Here is a 16509-nt window from a genome sequence, read left to right as displayed (position 1 = left end):
AGTGCCGAGCACGGACGACAATTCCTGAAGGGAGGCCCTGTGGCCTCCCTTTTTTCATGCCGGAAATTTAATTGGCCTGTGTCATGGGCGCGGTAGACTGGCGGTGGTTGCAGTTTTTTCTACCGAGAGGAACACCATGACGTCGCGCATCTGGCAGTTGGCAGGTGTTGGTTTGCTAGGTTTGAGCATCAGCCTTGGGGCCCTGGCTGAAGGGCCTGGCGAGGGGCCGTCGGGGCGCTCGCTCAACTCGCGCGACGAAGTGCGCCAGACCCAGCCGCCGCGCCAGGGGTATTACCAGGACATTCCCCGCCGCCACGGTGATGATCACCACTGGCAAGCCGGTGGCCCGGGGCAACGGCCCGGTGGCGACTGGCAGGGGCGTCCGGATGGCCACGGCAATGGCTGGGGGCCTGGGCCGCAGTATCGCCCAGGGCACAGGGTGGACCATTTTTCTGACCGCTACTGGAAAGTACCCTACCGGGGCGCTGACTATTTCTACTCCGGGGGTTACTGGTACCGCCCGCACGGGGGCAATTACATCGTGGTGACCCCGCCGTACGGCGTGCGGGTCAATTACCTGCCGCCTTATGCGCGGGAAGTGTGGTTGGGTGACGCGCTGTTCTTTCTGGTGGCCGATACCTATTACCAGTACCTGGCAGACAGCCAGGAATATGTGGTGGTCAACCCGCCGGTCGGCGTGCCTTCGCCCGTGCCGGTGGCCCCGGCAAATGGCGGGTATGACGTGGTGGCCTATCCGATGTATGGCCAGGGGCAGGAACAGCAGGAGCAGGACCGCTACCAGTGTCATCGCTGGGCTGTGAGCCAGTCTGGCTTCGACCCGGCGACGGCGACTTACGCACCGGCGGCCAATGTGCTCGACAACTATCGGCGGGCGCTGGGTGCCTGTTTCAGTGGCCGGGGTTACAGCATCAACTGAACCCTGCACGGAACCCCTGTAGGAGCGGGTTTACCCGCGAATACGGTAGCGGCGGCAACGGCAAACGGCGGGTGGAAATTGGCCAGCAGCCCCGGCCCTTTCGCGATGAACCCGCGCCTACAAGGGGTGGGGCATGGGTGGTTACCTCATACCGGGTCGGCGTGCACCATCACGTCTGCCTGTGGATAACGCTGGCGGATCACCCGCGAGGCCTCCACGCACAAGCCATGCGCCTCATGCAGCGGCAGGTGCCCCGGCAGTTCCAGGTGCAGTTGCACAAACCACTGGTTGCCCGAGACGCGCGTGCGCAGGTCATGCACGCCTTTCACGCCTGCAACGGCCAGCACCAGCGCGGCCATGTCCTCGCCGACATCGCCGGGTAAGGCCTTGTCCATCAGGATCGCCGTACTTTCGCGGGCAATTTGCAGCGCGCTCCAGAGGATGTAAAAGGCGATGCCCAGGCCGAACAGCGCATCCAGCTGCGGCCAGCCAAAGCGCGCCAGCAACAGGGCCAGCAGAATGCTGCCGTTGAGCAGCAAGTCCGAGCGGTAGTGCAGGGAATCTGCCCGTACTGCAGTAGAGCCGGTGAGCCGGACCACTTTGTGCTGCAGTGCCAGCAGGGCGACGGTCAGCACCAGCGACAGCAGCATCACCGCGATGCCGATGGAGGTATCACCTAGCGGTTGTGGAGTGTAAAGGCGCTCGACCGCCTGCACCCCGATCAGCACCGCACTGCCGCCGATGAACAGCGCCTGAGCCATACCGGCCAAGGCCTCGGCCTTGCCATGACCGAACCGGTGATCGTCGTCGGCCGGACGCAGGGCGTAGTGTACCGCCAGCAGGTTGAGGAACGAGGCCACTGCGTCCAGTGCCGAGTCGGTCAACCCTGCCAGCAGGCTCACGGACCCGCTCAGCCACCAGGCCAGCGCCTTGCTCAGCACCAGGATGCTGGCGACCGTCAGTGACGCGCGAGTGGCCAGGCGCAGCAGGCGCTGGTGTTCGGCTGGGGTAGTGATCATCCGTGGACAGTGTCCTTGTGGATCAGGCTGCCGGGACCAGGCCCAGGCTGGCCAGTTGTTCGATGCTGCCGCGGTGCTGGATCAGCCTTGGGTCATTCAGCGGCAGGCGCTGGCCCAGTTCGCTTTCCAGAATGGCCTGCAACTTCAGGTTGTCGACCTTGCCATCGGGGCTGACGGCTTCTTGCAGTTTGGCCGGGTCAACCTGAGCAGTACGGCCACCCGGGTAATAGATGGCGCCGGTGGCAAAGTCGATACCGAAGGCAATCAGCCCCGGGATCACATAGAACAGGATGCCGATCGCATCCATGGCGGCAACCACAGGGTCAATCTTGCCGCCGATCTGGCCGCGCCGGTCCGGGTAGAAAATGGTGCCGCAGGCCGTCAATTGGGTCAGCAGGGTGGCGATGAGGGCGCCACCGATGACGCGGGTCGAGATACGCATGTAAATCTCCGAAAAGTAATCAGCAGGGCAAGCGAAGCGCCTGCGCCTGATGCTAAGACCATGATAGAGCAGGCTGGGTTCGCCGTTATACTCGCGACACTGTTCGAGGACCACCATGATTTCATTACCCATTGATGCTGCCTTGCCCGCCCTGCGCCAGGCTCTGGAAAACCGTGACGAAGTGGTGCTTGAAGCCCCGCCCGGTGCTGGCAAGACCACCCGCGTGCCGCTGGCGCTGCTGCACGAACCGTGGCTGGCCGGGCAGACCATCCTCATGCTCGAGCCAAGGCGCCTGGCAGCGCGGGCAGCAGCCGAACGGCTGGCCAGTGAGCTGGGCGAGCAGGTTGGGGAAACGGTGGGTTACCGCATCCGCCTGGACAGCAAGGTCGGGCCGAAAACCCGTATCGAAGTGGTGACCGAAGGCATCCTCACACGCCGCCTGCAAGCGGACCCGGCGCTGGAAGGTGTGGGCCTGCTGATCTTCGACGAATTTCACGAGCGCAGCCTGGATGCCGACCTGGCGCTGGCGCTGAGCCTTAACGGCCGCGAGCTGCTACGTGACGACCCGCCCCTGAAGATTCTGCTGATGTCGGCGACGCTGGAAGGTGAGCGCCTGTCGCGGCTGTTGGACGACGCCCCGGTGGTCAGCAGTGAAGGGCGCATGCATCCGGTGGATATCCGCTGGGGGCGGCCGTTCCAGCCAGGCGAGTTCATCGAGCCACGGGTGGTGGACAGCGTGCTGCATGCGCTGGCCGACCAGGCCGGCAGCGTGCTGGTGTTCCTGCCTGGGCAAGCCGAGATCCGCCGGGTTCACCAAAGCCTTCAGGACGCCCTGGGGGCACGCCCCGAGATTCTGCTGTGCCCGTTGCATGGCGAGCTCGACCTCAATGCCCAGCGCGCCGCTATCGACCCGCCGGCCAAGGGCCTGCGCAAGGTGGTGCTGGCCACCAACATCGCCGAGACCAGCCTGACCATCGATGGCGTACGCGTGGTGATCGATGCCGGCCTGGCCCGGTTGCCGCGCTTCGACCCCGGCAGCGGCATGACCCGTCTGGATACTCAGCGCATTTCCCGCGCCAGTGCCACCCAGCGCGCCGGGCGTGCCGGCCGTCTGGAGCCTGGCGTGTGCTACCGCCTTTGGTCCGAGGCCCAGCATGATCAACTGGCCGCCCATGGCAGTGCCGAGATCCTGCAGGCCGATCTGGCCGGGCTGGCCCTGCAACTGGCGCGCTGGGGTGTAACCCCCGAGCAGTTGCGCTGGCTGGACCAGCCGCCTGCTGCAGCGTTCGCCCAGGCACAGGACCTGTTGGCGCGGCTCAGCGCCTTCAAGCCGGGCAGCCGCGACAACCTCAGCGAACATGGCCAGGCCATGGCCGAACTGCCGGCTCACCCACGCATCGCGCATTTGTTGCTGCGTGGCCAGGACCTGGGCCTGGCACAGATGGCATGCGATGTGGCTGCGCTGCTGGGGGAGCGGGACATTCAACGTGGCGGTGGTGCCGACTTGCACAGCCGGCTTGCGCTGGTCAGCGGTGAGAGCAAGGCTGTGCGTGGTGGCCAGGGTGGGGTGCAGCGTGCTCGCCAGCTGGCCCGCCAATACCGTGGCCTGTTGCGTGGCAAGGTCGGTGCGCCGGTCGCCGACCCGGACCACCCTCGTTGGCTGGGCGCCCTGCTGGCGCTGGCCTACCCTGACCGGGTCGCCCAGCAGCGCCGGGCGGGCGGGGCTGAGTATCGACTCGCCAACGGCCGTGCGGCGCTGTTTGCCGAAGTCGATGCCTTGATGAAGTGCCCATGGCTGGTAATCGCTGACCTGGGTAGCCGCCAGGGGCAGCGTGAGGAGCGGATCTATCTGGCAGCCGAATTCGATCCCGCGTTGCTCGAGGGCGTGCTGGCCGAGCAGGTTGAGCGAGTCGATATCCTGGATTGGGACGAGCGTGAGCAGGTGCTGCGCGCCGAACGTCAGGTCAAGGTGGGCGAACTGGTCCTCAGCCGCGAACCGCTGCCCAGGCTGGATGACGAAGCCAGGGCCCGGGCGCTGCTTGGCCTGGTCCGGCGCAAAGGTTTGAACCTGCTGACCTGGACGCCAGAGCTGCGGCAGTGGCAGGCACGTGTGGCGCTGCTGCGGCAGCTCGACCTGGAGAAGGATGGCCACAGTGAATGGCCTGACCTTAGGGACGAGGCCCTGCTGGCCAGCCTGGAAGACTGGTTACAGCCTTACCTGAGCAAAGTATCGCGCCTCAGCCACTTTGCTGCGCTGGACTTGCCGTCGATGCTGCGCAACCTGTTGCCCTGGCCGCTGCCGCAACGCCTGGAAGAACAGGCTCCGGCGCATCTGGCCGTGCCATCCGGCTCGAACATCCGCCTGGATTACAGCGAAACCCCGCCGATTCTCGCCGTGCGTCTGCAAGAACTGTTCGGCCTTGCCGACACCCCGCGCATCGCCAATGGCCGGCAGCAGGTCAAGCTTCACCTGCTGTCACCGGCACGTCGGCCGGTGCAGGTGACCCAGGACCTGGCCAACTTCTGGCGCACGACCTATGCCGAGGTGAAGAAAGACCTGAAAGGGCGTTATCCGAAGCACTACTGGCCGGACGACCCTCTGGTGGCCGAGGCTACGGCGCGGGCCAAGCCGAGAGGGAGCTGATGCACAACACCGAGTGCGGCAGGCCGAAAAAATCATGTGCTGGGCACGACGTGTTAGTGGTCGTGCCATTCATCGTATTGCACCCGCCAGTGAAGCTTGATCTGCTTGTCTCAATAGGAAAGTGATCACTTCGCCTTCCTCGACGTTGAGCAAGGCTACCCACTCCCCACTCCTGTGCGGCGTATCCTCGACGGCGCCGACCCTGTAGCCTCGCTGGTCGCGCAGATGGCAGACAAGGCCTTCATCTGTCAGCGCCAGCGGCTCGATTTTCCAGTATTCGCTAACGTTTGCATGCCAGTAAAAGCCCAGATAGCCATTACGGCTGACTCCTAGCTTCTTGGTTTCCGGGCGCCCAGGCATGCTGATGCGGTAGTGCAGGCGATCGTTGGTCCGCGAGTGGTAATGAAAGTCCATCACCGGCGAGTCCTGCCTTCCCCCCGCCTGTAACCAGTCATCCTCGGGGGTAATGCCCCAGCCGAACTTGTCTGTACTGCGGCTGAGTCGCAGCGGGATGTCCCGGTGGCGGGCGCGCATGTACAGCTGGCCGCGAAATGAGCGGGCGTAACCGGCCTGAATGTCTTCGTTCATGGTGCACTCCTTGAATGGCGTTGAGGAAGTGCACTCTGGCGCCAGGGCTGGGCAGCCCATCAGATCGAAAACATTCCCCGCTGGCCTCAGGTGCCGGCTTCACCTTCCAGCAACATGAACAGGCGATACAGCACCACCGTGCTGAACAGTTGCAGGAAGCCGCTGAGGCTGTCCATGGCCAGTTCCATCCCAGGTGATGGCTCGGGGAAGGCCATCAGCAGCAGCCCGTCGATCAGCCAGATCGGCGCCAGCACGCTTACAACGCAGATCATGATGCGCATGAAGTGCCCGGTGGTCATGCTTGCGCTTTCGCGCATCGCCTGCACCACCGGCCGGCCGCGCAGTACCAGCAGGTACTCGGCGAACACCAGGTTGATCATGATCCACACCCCCGGGAAGATGAACAGCGCAAGGCCGGCCATGATCAATAGCGAGCTGATCAGGATCAGCAGGGCCAGTTGCGGCCACAGCTGCAGGGCGCGGGCGAACAGGTCGCGCTTGGCGATTTCCTGGCCGTTGCTGCGTGTGTCCAGGTACAGGATCAAAGCTGCGCTGTACAGCGGGTAGAACAACAGGCTGACCAGCATGCCGTAGGCCGGTGATGCCTGGTCGCCCATCTGCCGGTACAGCAATTGGGTGAGCAGGGCTTCCACCACCACCAGCGGCAGGCACAGCTGGAGGATGTTTGGCAGGTGACGGCGGAAGAAGTACAGGGAGTCGCGCAGAACGCTCAGCGGATTCATCAGTCAACATCGCATGGCAGTAAAAACAGGGGCCTAACTTTAGCCCAAAGCAGGCCTGGGGCTGTCACTTGCTGAAAAAAGTTTCACCGCAACAGTGATTGAATCCCGCGCCTGTACGCCCCATCTTTGACGCTGTCCGTTGTCCCGCTACCCCACGAGGTCGCCCCATGAACACTGAAGAACAAACCCTTATCGACGGCCTGTTCGGCCGCCTCAAGCAAGCCGAAGACCCGAGCCAGCCGCGTGACGCACAAGCCCAGGCGTGCATCGAGCAGCATGTGCGTCAGCAACCGGCAGCGCCTTACTACATGGCCCAGGCGATTCTGGTGCAGGAGGCCGCGATCAAACGCCTCGACGAACAGAACAAGCAGCTGCAAGCCGAGCTGCAACAGGCCCGTGCCCAGGCTCAGGCGGCACAGGCTGCCAGCAGTGCGCCGAGCAATGGCGGGGGTGGTTTCTTGTCCAGCATCTTTGGTTCGGGTGGGCGCAACGCAGCGCCGGCGGTGCAGCCACAGCGTCCTTCGGCGCCCCCGGTAGCGACCGGTGGTGGCTGGCGCGAGCCGTCGGCCCCTGGTTTTGGCCAACCTCAGGCGCCGCAGCCTGGCTATGGCGCCGCGCCTGCGCGCAGCGGGGCCAGCAGCTTCCTTGGCGGGGCCATGCAGACCGCCGCCGGTGTGGCCGGTGGTGTGCTGCTGGCGCAGGGTATCAGCAGCCTGTTCAACCACAACTCGCAACCGGAAGAAGTGGTAGAGGTCATCAAGGAAGAGCCGGTGCCAGCCAGCGACAGTGGCGGCTGGAACGATCAGGGCGGGCAGCAGCAAGTGGCTGACAACGGTGGCTGGGGTAACGACCAGGGCAGTTACGCCGACAGTGATTATGGCAGCGATGATGGCGGGTTCTTCTCGGACGACGACTCTTACGTCTGACAGGTCTGGCATACTGCTGGCATTTCCGGGGGCGCTTTGCGCCCCTTCGCGGGCACGCCCGCTCCCACAGATATACGCGTGATACCTGTGGGAGCGGGCGTGCCCGCGAAGGGCTGCGGAACGGCCCCCCAGCACTCCAGGCCATAAATAAGGTTCCCAGGTGAAAAAGATCGCGTTGTTCGCCGATGTGCAGAACCTCTACTACACCGTGCGCCAGGCTCACGGCTGCCATTTCAACTACACCGCCCTGTGGGCCGACGTCAGCCGCGAAGGCCAGATCGTCGAGGCCGTGGCCTATGCCATCGACCGTGGCGACAGTAAACAGCAGCAATTCCAGCAGATCTTGCGCAACCTCGGTTTCGATGTGCGCCTCAAACCGTTTATCCAGCGCAGCGATGGCTCGGCCAAAGGCGACTGGGATGTGGGCATTACCCTGGATGTGATCGACGCGGCCAGCCGGGTCGACCAAGTGGTGCTGGCCTCCGGTGATGGTGACTTCGACCTGCTGCTGGAACGGGTAATCCAGCGCCATGGCACCGAAGCGGTGGTGTATGGCGTGCCGGGGCTGACGGCGTTGTCACTGATCCGTGCTGCCACCCGCTACGTGCCCATCGAAGGCGCGCTGTTGCTTAAACACTAAGGTCTTTTTCATGGAACGTATCGCTGTCATCGACTTTGAAACCACCGGCATTTCCCCCGCTACCGGCTGCCGTGCCACCGAGGTGGCGGTGGTAATGCTTGAGGGGGGGCGCATTGTCGAGCGCTACCAGAGCCTGATGAACGCTGGCGTGCCGGTGCCGGCCTTCGTCGCAGGGCTGACCGGCATCACCACCGCCATGCTGCGTAGTGCGCCGCCGGTGGACAAAGTGATGAACGAGGTGGCCGAGTTCGTTGGGAGCACCCCATTGTTGGCGCACAACGCTGCTTTCGACCAGAAGTTCTGGGACTATGAGCTGGGCCGTATTGGCCGCAGCCGCAGTCAGCCCTTCGCGTGTTCCTTGTTGCTGTCACGGCGCCTGCTGCCCGCAGCGCCAAACCACAAGCTGGGCACTTTGACACGCTGGGCTGGGTTGCCTGCCACGGGCACCGCGCACCGGGCCATGGCCGATGCCGAAATGGCCGCCAACCTGCTGCAGCATCTGGCGGGTGTGTTGCACCAGGACCACGGGGTTCAGCAGCTCTCGCACGATCTGCTTTGCCGGCTGCAGAAAACCCCAGCTGCGAAGGTGCGCGAAGCGCTGGCCAAGTATCGTCAGGGCTAGCAGGTGATCGTCTGGGGTGTCGCCTACGCCGCACGCACCCGAATTGTGCCGCTCATTTGCACCCGTTCTGTAACGTCCCTTCACCCAGGCAGGCCGTTAAACTGAGCCACCCGTAAACGGATTTCGAGTTTTCCCCATGCCTGCCTCCCGTCGTTTCCCGCTGTTGCTGATTGGCGCCTTCCTGGCCCTTTATCTGGTCTGGGGTTCCACTTACCTGTTCATTCGCATCGGCGTCGAGAGCTGGCCTCCGATGCTCATGGCCGGTGTGCGCTTTCTGATTGCCGGGGGCCTGCTGTACGGTTTTCTGCGTTGGCGCGGCGTGCCGGCGCCTACCTGGCCGCAATGGCGGGCGGCAGGGGCGATCGGTTTCTTGCTGCTCAGCTGTGGCAACGGCGGGGTGACCGTGGCCGAGCATGCCGGTGTGGCTTCGGGCGTGGCGGCTTTGGCGGTGGCGACGGTGCCACTGTTCACCTTGCTGTTCGGCCTGTTGTTCGGGCACCGTAATTCGAAGCTGGAATGGGCGGGGATCGCCCTTGGGCTGGTGGGCATCGGCCTGCTGAACCTGGGCTCCAACCTGCAGGCAAGCCCGATAGGTGCGGCGCTGATCATCTTCGCGGCGGCGTCCTGGGCATTCGGCTCGGTGTGGAGCAAGACCTTGCCGCTGCCCCAGGGGCCGATGGCCAGCGCAGCGGAAATGCTGGTCGGTGGTGCGGTGCTGTTGCTGGGCAGTGTGCTGTCGGGCGAACGCATGACCCAGCTGCCGACCGCCGCTGGCTGGGGTGCGCTGGCCTACCTGGTGTTCTTCGGTTCGATCCTGGCGTTCAGTGCCTACATGTACCTGCTCAAGCACGTGCGCCCGGCAGCGGCCACCAGCTACGCCTACGTCAACCCGGCGGTGGCGGTGCTGCTTGGTATCGTCTTTGCCGGTGAGCAGATTGGCGCTGAAGAGTGCGTGGCCATGGCCGTGATCATCGGCGCGGTGGTGCTGATCGGCCTGCCACAGTGGCGCAAGGCGCCTGTACCTGTGCCACCGTTGAAAGGTGAAATCTGCAAGTAGGCAGGGGCGATGCGGTAAACTTGCCGCCTTCGCTGAACCCCCTGACGGTATTGCCATGAATTTCGCCAAACTCGGCCTGATCGAACCGCTGCTGCGCACGCTGCAGCAACTGGACTACACCACCCCGACCCCGGTGCAGGCCAAAGCCATCCCCGCCGTGCTGGCCGGCCGCGACCTGATGGCCGCAGCCCAGACCGGTACTGGCAAAACCGCAGGCTTCGCCCTGCCTGTGCTGCAGCGCCTGGCGCTGGAGGGCGAGAAGGTGGCCAGCAATTCGATCCGCGCCTTGGTGCTGGTACCCACTCGCGAGCTGGCCGAGCAGGTGCACAACAACGTGCGCGAATACGCGGAGAACCTGCCGCTGAGTACTTACGCGGTGTATGGCGGGGTCAGTATCAACCCACAGATGATGCGCCTGCGCCGGGGTGTCGACCTGCTGGTGGCTACCCCTGGCCGCTTGCTCGACCTGTTCCGGCAGAACGCCGTGAAATTCAACCAAGTGCAAACCCTGGTGCTGGATGAAGCCGACCGCATGCTTGACCTGGGCTTTGCCGAAGAACTGCAGTCGGTGTATGCGGCACTGCCACGCAAGCGCCAGACGCTGCTGTTCTCTGCCACTTTCTCTGATCAGATTCGCATGCTGGCGGGGCTGGCGCTGAATGACCCGCTCAGTATCGAAGTGAGCCCGCGCAACGCCACGGCCACCAGTGTCAAGCAGTGGCTGGTGCCTGTGGACAAGAAGCGCAAGGCCGACCTGTTCTGCCACCTGCTGCGCAAACAGCGCTGGAAGCAGGTGCTGGTGTTTGCCAAGACCCGCAATGGCGTCGATCAACTGGTGGAGCGCTTGCTGGCCGAAGGCGTAAATGCCGACGGCATCCACGGTGATCGCCCACAGGCGACCCGCCAGCGCGCGCTGGACAGCTTCAAGGCCCGTGAGGTGCAAGTGCTGGTGGCGACCGATGTGGCGGCCCGTGGCCTGGATATCGATGACTTGCCGCTGGTCGTCAACCTCGATCTGCCGATCGTTGCCGAAGACTACGTGCACCGCATCGGGCGTACCGGGCGGGCGGGCAACAAGGGCGAGGCGATTTCGCTGGTGTGTGCGGATGAAGTGCAACTGCTGGCGGCTATCGAGGTGCTGACCCGGCAGACCCTGCCGCGTCATGAAGAGCCGGATTTCATCCCCGAGCACCGGGTGCCGATGACCGATGCCAGCGGGCAGGTTATCAAGAAACCGAAGAAGCCCAAGAAGCCGAAAGAAAACAGCGCCAAGCGCGGGCTGGGGCGCTGGATGGACAGCAGTGAGGCTGGCAGTGCGGAGCCAGCGGTGAAGGCTGTGCGCAAGGTGCCGAGCTTCAATAGTGGGCCGCGCAAGCGTAAGCCTTGAGGTTTTGGGGCCGCTTTGCGGCCCCGCAATCCATCAGGCTGACCGCATCAGCCAGTTCGCCGCTGCCCGCCCGGCGCGCAAGCCGCTGGCAAAGCACGCCGTGAGCAGATAACCCCCGGTTGGCGCCTCCCAGTCCAGCATCTCGCCGGCACAGAACACCCCCGGCACGGCCTTGACCATCAACCCCTCATCCAGCCCCTCGAAGCGGACTCCGCCGGCACTGCTGATCGCTTCATCCAGCGGCCGCGTGCGTACCAGGGTGATGGGCAATGCCTTGATGGCTCGAGCCAAGGCATCAACGTCGGTAAAGGTCGCCGGATCCGTCAGCTCGCGCAGTAGTGCTGCCTTGACCCCATCAATCCCCAGCTGGCTGTGCAGGTGCTTGGCCATGGAGCGTGAACCGCGTGGTCTGGCCAGTGCCTGGGCAATCTTGTCCACAGGCTTGTCCGGCAGCAGATCCAGCAACAACACCCCGCGGCCTTCACGGTGGATGGCCTCGCGTACCGGTGCCGACCAGGCATACACCAGGCTGCCTTCCACACCTTGAGCGGTGAGGATGAACTCGCCCTTGCGCGGTGCGCTGCCCGGGACACTGAGGGCGATGTTCTTCAGCGGTGCGCCCGCGAACTTGTCCTTGAGCAGCGCGCTCCAGCCCTCTACTTCAAAACCGCAGTTGCTCGGCTGCAAAGGCGAGATATCCACAGCCCGTTCTGCCAGCAGCGGTTGCCAGCTGCCGTCAGAACCCAAGCGCGCCCAGCTGGCGCCACCCAGCGCCAGCACCACGACCGAGGCTTTCACCTGCCGTTCGCCCTGTGGATAAGCAATCCGCAGGCTGCCATCGGTGCTCCAGCCCAACCAGCGATGGCGGGTGTGGATAACCACTCCGTTGTCGCGCAGGCGCTTGAGCCAGGCACGCAGCAACGGTGCGGCTTTCATGTCGGTGGGGAACACCCGGCCCGAGGTGCCGACGAAGGTTTCGATGCCCAAACCATGAATCCACTGGCGCAACGCGTCCGCATCGAAGTCGCGTAGCAGGGCCTCGATTTCGCCCTGGCGTTCGGCATAACGGGCCACGAACGCCGGGTAAGGCTCGGAATGGGTGATGTTCATGCCGCCGACACCCGCCAGCAGGAACTTGCGGCCCACTGAAGGCATGGCATCGAACACCTCGACCGCCAGGCCTGCCTTGGCCAGTGCTTCGGCGGCCATCAGGCCGGCGGGGCCGCCACCGATGACGACAGCGGGGGGATGGGATGCGGGGTTCAGATCGGGCATGGTGGGCAGCAGGCTGTGGAAAAGAGGCGCATTCTACCGCAGCGCTGCCCACGGAAGCACTGGTCAAAAAATAGACAGTGTCACGCAGGCCTTGCCAGTAAAGGGCTACAGCGCCTTTCGCGCAGGTTATCCACAAGCGGTTCCACAGTCATTGTGAACAACCCATGACACGTGCGGCGCTGTGGTGAAGGATGCCGTGGCGTTTGGCCAGGGCTGTGCGGTCCTTGCTGTAGCCACCGCCGATCACGCCCACCACCGGGATATCGCGGCCCAGGCAATGGCGCAGCACGGCTTCGTCACGGGCGGCAACGCCTGCGTCAGTCAGCTGCAGGTAGCCCAGGGCGTCGTCCTTGTGCACATCGACACCGGCGTCATACAACACCAGGTCGGGTTGATAAAGCGGCAGCAGGTAGTTGAGGGCGTCGTCCACCACTTTCAGGTAGGCCGCGTCGCCCATGCCTCGGGGCAGAGGGATGTCCCAGTCGCTTTGTGCCTTGCGGGCGGGGAAGTTCTGTTCGCAGTGCAGCGACACGGTGATGGCCTCGGGCGTGTCATGCAGGATGCGCGCGGTGCCGTCACCCTGGTGCACGTCGCAGTCGAAGATCAGCACCCGGTGTACCCTGCCTGCTTCCAGCAGGTAGCGGCTGATGACCGCCAGGTCGTTGAAAATGCAGAAGCCGGCGGGGTGGTCGTAATGGGCGTGATGGGTGCCACCGGCGAGGTGACAGGCGATGCCGTGCTGCAACGCCATCTCGGCAGTCAGCAGTGAGCCGCCGACGGCGCGTACGGTACGCCGGGCCAGGGCCTCGCTCCAGGGCAGGCCGAGGCGGCGCTGGTCCTCGCGCGACAGCTCGCCGTTCATGTAGCGCTCGATGTAGCTGCGGTCATGGGCCAGGGCGAGGATGTCGTTGGGGCAGATGTCCGGGCGCAGCAGGGCCTGGTCGGTGGTCAGCCCGCTGCCGACCAGGTGGTCGTGCAGCAGTCGGAACTTGTCCATCGGGAAGCGGTGTTCAGCGGGGAACTCCGGGCTGTAATCTTCGTGGTAGATCAGCGGCAACGGCATGGTTGAGGTCGTAATCAGGGCCAGGTCCTGATCTTGCCATGGCCGGGCCAGCTTTGCTGCTCAATCGCCTGCACGGGATTGCTGTGGCCCGTATCACTTTGCGGCGCTGGCCAGTACCCGTTGCCAGTCCGGTTCGTTCAGGCGCCCCAGGATGCGGGCCTTGCCATTGCTATCCACCGATACGAACAGGGCGCTGGCATAGTTGCTTTGACGTTCGCCGCCGGCAACGTGCTGCTGGCGGGCAAAGTGGTCGATGCAGCCGTTGTGAGTCACCAGCACCAGGTTGTGGCCCGCGCGTTTGTGTGCAAGCGCTTCGTTGGCGAACTGGCTGTCGCAGCTTTCCAGCCAGTCTTCGCTGACCACCGCCTGGCCGAGGATGAAGTGCGCGGTTTGCCGGGTGCGCAGTTTCGGGCTGGTGAGCAAGTCGGCGTTGTTCAGACCCAGCCGGTGCAGCCCCTGGCCAACGCGGGCAGCGGCCTGGCTACCGCTGAGGGTGATACCCGTGGGGTCGTCCAGGCAAGGGCCGGGGGCGCTGTCGCAGCGTTCAGCGTGGCGGATCATCACGATCACCGCACCTTCGGCCCAGTCCTGCAGCAGGCCGCTGTCACTCAGTTGTTGCTCGTTGCCAAGGTCCACGATATGCGTCCTCGTCGCCAGCCAGGTGGTCAACGCCGCCACGACCATACACAGGCCCAGGGCGGCTCCGAGGGCTTTGCGGGTCAGGCGTCGCTTGCGCCGGGCGTGAATGGCAGAGTGCCCCAGGGTATTGCTCGATTGCATGTGTGGCTCCGTTGGCATAGCCGTGCTTGGCACGGCAGGGATGGCGGCATCCTGCCAAGTGGCCTGTCGGGGGCCGGTGAAGGGCGTGTGAAAATTGCATTCGGCTACTACCGGCTGGGTGAAACCCGCGCCCGCGCCTACGCTGTAAACTGCAACACGGCAAAACCGGAGCAGGCCCGATGACCCCTATTCTTGAACTGGAAAGCGCACGGCTGGTGCTGCGCCAATGGCATGACGACGACCTGCGCGAGTTCGCCGCGCTGTGCGCCGACCCGCAGGTAATGCGTTACTTTCCGGCGCCGTTGACGCGTCTTGAGGCCGCTGCGTTGATCGGCCGGGTGCGTGGGCACTTCAATGAATACGGTTTTGGTTTGTGGGCCCTGGAGCGCAAGGACAGCGGCGCGTTCATCGGCATGACTGGCTTGCTGCACGTGGGCTTTGACGCCGATTTCACCCCCGCCGTAGAGATTGGCTGGCGCCTGGCCCGTCGCCACTGGGGCCTTGGCTTTGCCAGCGAAGCGGCGTGGACCTGCCTGCGTTGTGCTTTTGCCCAGTTGCGCCTGGAGGAGGTCGTGTCATTCACTAGCGAATGCAACCTGCCGTCGCAAAAGGTGATGCAAGCCATCGGCATGCAGCAGGACCCACACGGCAGTTTCGAGCACCCCCGCCTGCCCACTGGCCACCCACTGCGCCCGCATGTGCTGTACCGCATTGACCGCGCGCACTGGGAGCGCACCCTGCGCGCCTGAATGCACGGCCATGCCCGGCGCGAATGACAAACGCTGTATCATTTGCCTACTTGGAAGGCGCTTGCCCGTAACACGTTCAGCGCCTGTGAAATCGAGCGCCGCTCGGGCGGCGCATCGCGAGCTAGGCTCGCTCCTACGGAGATCCCCCGATGAGTCATGTGTTGGACGACCTGGTCGACCTGTTGAGCCTCGAATCCATCGAGGAGAACCTGTTCCGTGGACGTAGCCAGGACCTGGGCTTCCGCCAGCTTTACGGTGGGCAGGTGCTGGGCCAGTCGTTGTCGGCTGCCAGTCAGACAGTCGAGGACGCGCGCCATGTGCATTCGTTGCACGGCTACTTCCTGCGCCCGGGCGATGCCAGCCTTCCAGTGGTGTACTCGGTAGACCGCGTGCGCGATGGCGGCAGCTTCAGTACACGGCGGGTGACGGCGATCCAGAAGGGCCAGACCATCTTCACCTGCAGCGCATCGTTCCAGTACGACGAGGAAGGCTTCGAGCACCAGGCGCAGATGCCTGACGTGGTCGGCCCGGAAAACCTGCCTACCGAGGTCGAACTGGCCCGTGCCATGGCCGACCAGCTGCCCGAGCGCATCCGCGACAAGGTGCTGTGCGCCAAGCCGATCGAGATCCGCCCGGTCACCGAGCGCGACCCGTTCAACCCCAAACCGGGCGACCCGGTGAAATACGCCTGGTTCCGCGCCGACGGCAACCTGCCTGACGTGCCTGCCCTGCACAAGTACATGCTGGCCTACGCCTCGGACTTCGGCCTGCTGACCACGGCGTTGCTGCCCCATGGCAAATCGGTGTGGCAGCGCGACATGCAGATCGCCAGCCTCGACCATTCGCTGTGGTTTCACGGCAACCTGCGCGCCGACGAGTGGCTGCTGTACGCCACCGATAGCCCCTGGGCCGGCAATTCCCGTGGTTTCTGCCGCGGCAGCATTTTCAACCAGGCCGGGCAGCTGGTGGCATCGTCGAGCCAGGAAGGCCTGATTCGCCATCGCAAGGATTGGGCATGAGCCTGGGCGAGGTGCGCAACTGGGTGTTCGACATGGACGGCACCCTGACCGTGGCCGTGCACGACTTCGCCGCCATTCGGGTGGCGCTGGACATCCCGGCCGAACACGACATCCTCACCCACCTGGCGGCCTTGCCGGCGGCGGAAGCGGCGGCCAAGCATGCCTGGTTGCTGGAACACGAAAGGGACCTGGCAATGGCTTCCACGGCGGCCACCGGGGCGGTGGAACTGGTGCGCGAGTTGGCCGAGCGCGGGTGCCGGCTGGGTATTCTGACCCGCAATGCGCGTGAGCTTGCGCATGTAACGCTGGAGGCCATCGGCCTGGCGGACTGCTTCCCGGTGGAACACATTCTCGGGCGTGACGAGGCTGCGCCCAAGCCGAGCCCGGATGGGCTGCTGAAGATTGCCAGCGCCTGGGGTGTGACACCGAGCGAACTGGTGATGGTGGGGGATTACCGCTTTGACCTGGACTGTGGGCGGGCTGCGGGGGCACGCACGGTGCTGGTGAACCTGCCGGACAACCCCTGGCCAGAGCTGGTGGATTGGCATGCGGCGGATTGCCGGGCGTTGAAGGTGATGCTGGGCTGACGCTTGTTTTGGCAATGCGGGCCTCTTCGCG

Annotated in this window: 17 protein-coding genes; 10 read left to right on the top strand and 7 right to left on the bottom strand. The window is 64.5% G+C overall.

Features of this window, described 5'->3' with window-relative positions; translation table 11 throughout:
- Positions 1–136: 136 nt before the first annotated feature.
- Positions 137–937, top strand: coding sequence for a hypothetical protein (locus GST84_23165; protein ID XGB15078.1), 801 nt, complete (start codon positions 137–139; stop codon positions 935–937).
- Between the two features lie 146 nt (positions 938–1083).
- Here the strand turns inward: GST84_23165 and GST84_23160 are convergent, their stop codons facing one another.
- Positions 1084–1956 (bottom strand): cation diffusion facilitator family transporter, encoded by an 873-nt coding sequence (locus GST84_23160; GenBank protein XGB15077.1) that lies wholly within the window; start codon positions 1954–1956, stop codon positions 1084–1086.
- 22 nt (positions 1957–1978) lie between these two features.
- Positions 1979–2398, bottom strand: a complete 420-nt coding sequence (locus GST84_23155) for a polyribonucleotide nucleotidyltransferase (protein XGB15076.1) — start codon at positions 2396–2398, stop codon at positions 1979–1981.
- Positions 2399–2513: 115 nt separating this feature from the next.
- On the opposite strand from GST84_23155, the gene hrpB reads away from it, so the two are divergent.
- Positions 2514–5042, top strand: a complete 2529-nt coding sequence (gene hrpB / locus GST84_23150) for an ATP-dependent helicase HrpB (GenBank protein ID XGB15075.1) — start codon at positions 2514–2516, stop codon at positions 5040–5042.
- 69 nt (positions 5043–5111) lie between these two features.
- Here hrpB and GST84_23145 read toward each other — a convergent pair whose 3' ends face one another.
- Together GST84_23145 and GST84_23140 are read right to left on the bottom strand one after the other, a co-directional pair.
- Positions 5112–5630, bottom strand: a complete 519-nt coding sequence (locus tag GST84_23145) for a hypothetical protein (GenBank protein ID XGB15074.1) — start codon at positions 5628–5630, stop codon at positions 5112–5114.
- A gap of 86 nt (positions 5631–5716) precedes the next feature.
- Positions 5717–6373: a hypothetical protein gene (locus tag GST84_23140; protein XGB15073.1), complete on the bottom strand. Its 657-nt coding sequence runs from the start codon at positions 6371–6373 to the stop codon at positions 5717–5719.
- A 167-nt stretch (positions 6374–6540) separates the two neighbouring features.
- Between GST84_23140 and GST84_23135 the strand changes: the two genes are divergently transcribed.
- The 5 genes from GST84_23135 to GST84_23115 all read left to right on the top strand — a co-directional run bounded on the left by GST84_23135 (position 6541) and on the right by GST84_23115 (position 11005).
- Positions 6541–7299 (top strand): DUF2076 family protein, encoded by a 759-nt coding sequence (locus GST84_23135; GenBank protein XGB15072.1) that lies wholly within the window; start codon positions 6541–6543, stop codon positions 7297–7299.
- A 160-nt stretch (positions 7300–7459) separates the two neighbouring features.
- The gene (locus tag GST84_23130) at positions 7460–7939 is read left to right on the top strand and encodes an NYN domain-containing protein (GenBank protein ID XGB15071.1); all 480 of its coding nucleotides are present in this window, start codon (positions 7460–7462) and stop codon (positions 7937–7939) included.
- 10 nt (positions 7940–7949) lie between these two features.
- Complete coding sequence (locus GST84_23125) at positions 7950–8561, top strand: 3'-5' exonuclease (GenBank protein ID XGB15070.1); 612 nt, start codon at positions 7950–7952, stop codon at positions 8559–8561.
- Positions 8562–8697: 136 nt separating this feature from the next.
- On the top strand, positions 8698–9618 hold the full coding sequence (gene yedA / locus GST84_23120; protein ID XGB15069.1) for a drug/metabolite exporter YedA: 921 nt from the start codon (positions 8698–8700) through the stop codon (positions 9616–9618).
- 55 nt (positions 9619–9673) lie between these two features.
- Complete coding sequence (locus GST84_23115) at positions 9674–11005, top strand: DEAD/DEAH box helicase (GenBank protein ID XGB15068.1); 1332 nt, start codon at positions 9674–9676, stop codon at positions 11003–11005.
- A 33-nt stretch (positions 11006–11038) separates the two neighbouring features.
- On the opposite strand, the gene GST84_23110 is transcribed toward GST84_23115, so the two are convergent.
- The 3 genes from GST84_23110 to GST84_23100 form a co-directional block, all read right to left on the bottom strand.
- A complete protein-coding gene (locus tag GST84_23110) occupies positions 11039–12280 on the bottom strand; it encodes a TIGR03862 family flavoprotein (protein XGB15067.1) in 1242 nt (413 codons plus the stop codon).
- 148 nt (positions 12281–12428) lie between these two features.
- Complete coding sequence (locus tag GST84_23105) at positions 12429–13343, bottom strand: histone deacetylase (GenBank protein XGB15066.1); 915 nt, start codon at positions 13341–13343, stop codon at positions 12429–12431.
- Positions 13344–13436: 93 nt separating this feature from the next.
- The gene (locus GST84_23100) at positions 13437–14123 is read right to left on the bottom strand and encodes a histidine phosphatase family protein (protein XGB15065.1); all 687 of its coding nucleotides are present in this window, start codon (positions 14121–14123) and stop codon (positions 13437–13439) included.
- 179 nt (positions 14124–14302) lie between these two features.
- On the opposite strand from GST84_23100, the gene GST84_23095 reads away from it, so the two are divergent.
- The 3 genes from GST84_23095 to GST84_23085 all read left to right on the top strand — a co-directional run bounded on the left by GST84_23095 (position 14303) and on the right by GST84_23085 (position 16478).
- Positions 14303–14872 (top strand): GNAT family N-acetyltransferase, encoded by a 570-nt coding sequence (locus tag GST84_23095; protein XGB15064.1) that lies wholly within the window; start codon positions 14303–14305, stop codon positions 14870–14872.
- Positions 14873–15021: 149 nt separating this feature from the next.
- Positions 15022–15891: an acyl-CoA thioesterase II gene (tesB, locus tag GST84_23090; protein XGB15063.1), complete on the top strand. Its 870-nt coding sequence runs from the start codon at positions 15022–15024 to the stop codon at positions 15889–15891.
- The gene (locus GST84_23085; protein XGB15062.1) at positions 15888–16478 is read left to right on the top strand and encodes an HAD-IA family hydrolase; all 591 of its coding nucleotides are present in this window, start codon (positions 15888–15890) and stop codon (positions 16476–16478) included. The genes tesB and GST84_23085 overlap by 4 nt, the downstream gene beginning before the upstream one ends.
- Positions 16479–16509 lie beyond the last annotated feature (31 nt).

This window comes from Pseudomonas putida (assembly GCA_041879295.1).
Lineage (GTDB): Bacteria > Pseudomonadota > Gammaproteobacteria > Pseudomonadales > Pseudomonadaceae > Aquipseudomonas > Aquipseudomonas putida_Y.
Note: the sequence above shows the minus strand (reverse complement) of the source record. Positions and strands in the feature narration are given on the sequence as shown.

Bases quoted from the DNA above. Each gene is read 5' to 3' on its own strand.
- GST84_23165 (XGB15078.1), top strand. From the start codon at position 137: ATGACGTCGCGCATCTGGCAGTTGGCAGGTGTTGGTTTGCTAGGTTTG.
- GST84_23160 (XGB15077.1), bottom strand. From the start codon at position 1,956: ATGATCACTACCCCAGCCGAACACCAGCGCCTGCTGCGCCTGGCCACT.
- GST84_23155 (XGB15076.1), bottom strand. From the start codon at position 2,398: ATGCGTATCTCGACCCGCGTCATCGGTGGCGCCCTCATCGCCACCCTG.
- hrpB (XGB15075.1), top strand. From the start codon at position 2,514: ATGATTTCATTACCCATTGATGCTGCCTTGCCCGCCCTGCGCCAGGCT.
- GST84_23145 (XGB15074.1), bottom strand. From the start codon at position 5,630: ATGAACGAAGACATTCAGGCCGGTTACGCCCGCTCATTTCGCGGCCAG.
- GST84_23140 (XGB15073.1), bottom strand. From the start codon at position 6,373: ATGAATCCGCTGAGCGTTCTGCGCGACTCCCTGTACTTCTTCCGCCGT.
- GST84_23135 (XGB15072.1), top strand. From the start codon at position 6,541: ATGAACACTGAAGAACAAACCCTTATCGACGGCCTGTTCGGCCGCCTC.
- GST84_23125 (XGB15070.1), top strand. From the start codon at position 7,950: ATGGAACGTATCGCTGTCATCGACTTTGAAACCACCGGCATTTCCCCC.
- yedA (XGB15069.1), top strand. From the start codon at position 8,698: ATGCCTGCCTCCCGTCGTTTCCCGCTGTTGCTGATTGGCGCCTTCCTG.
- GST84_23115 (XGB15068.1), top strand. From the start codon at position 9,674: ATGAATTTCGCCAAACTCGGCCTGATCGAACCGCTGCTGCGCACGCTG.
- GST84_23110 (XGB15067.1), bottom strand. From the start codon at position 12,280: ATGCCCGATCTGAACCCCGCATCCCATCCCCCCGCTGTCGTCATCGGT.
- GST84_23105 (XGB15066.1), bottom strand. From the start codon at position 13,343: ATGCCGTTGCCGCTGATCTACCACGAAGATTACAGCCCGGAGTTCCCC.
- GST84_23100 (XGB15065.1), bottom strand. From the start codon at position 14,123: ATGCAATCGAGCAATACCCTGGGGCACTCTGCCATTCACGCCCGGCGC.
- GST84_23095 (XGB15064.1), top strand. From the start codon at position 14,303: ATGACCCCTATTCTTGAACTGGAAAGCGCACGGCTGGTGCTGCGCCAA.
- tesB (XGB15063.1), top strand. From the start codon at position 15,022: ATGAGTCATGTGTTGGACGACCTGGTCGACCTGTTGAGCCTCGAATCC.
- GST84_23085 (XGB15062.1), top strand. From the start codon at position 15,888: ATGAGCCTGGGCGAGGTGCGCAACTGGGTGTTCGACATGGACGGCACC.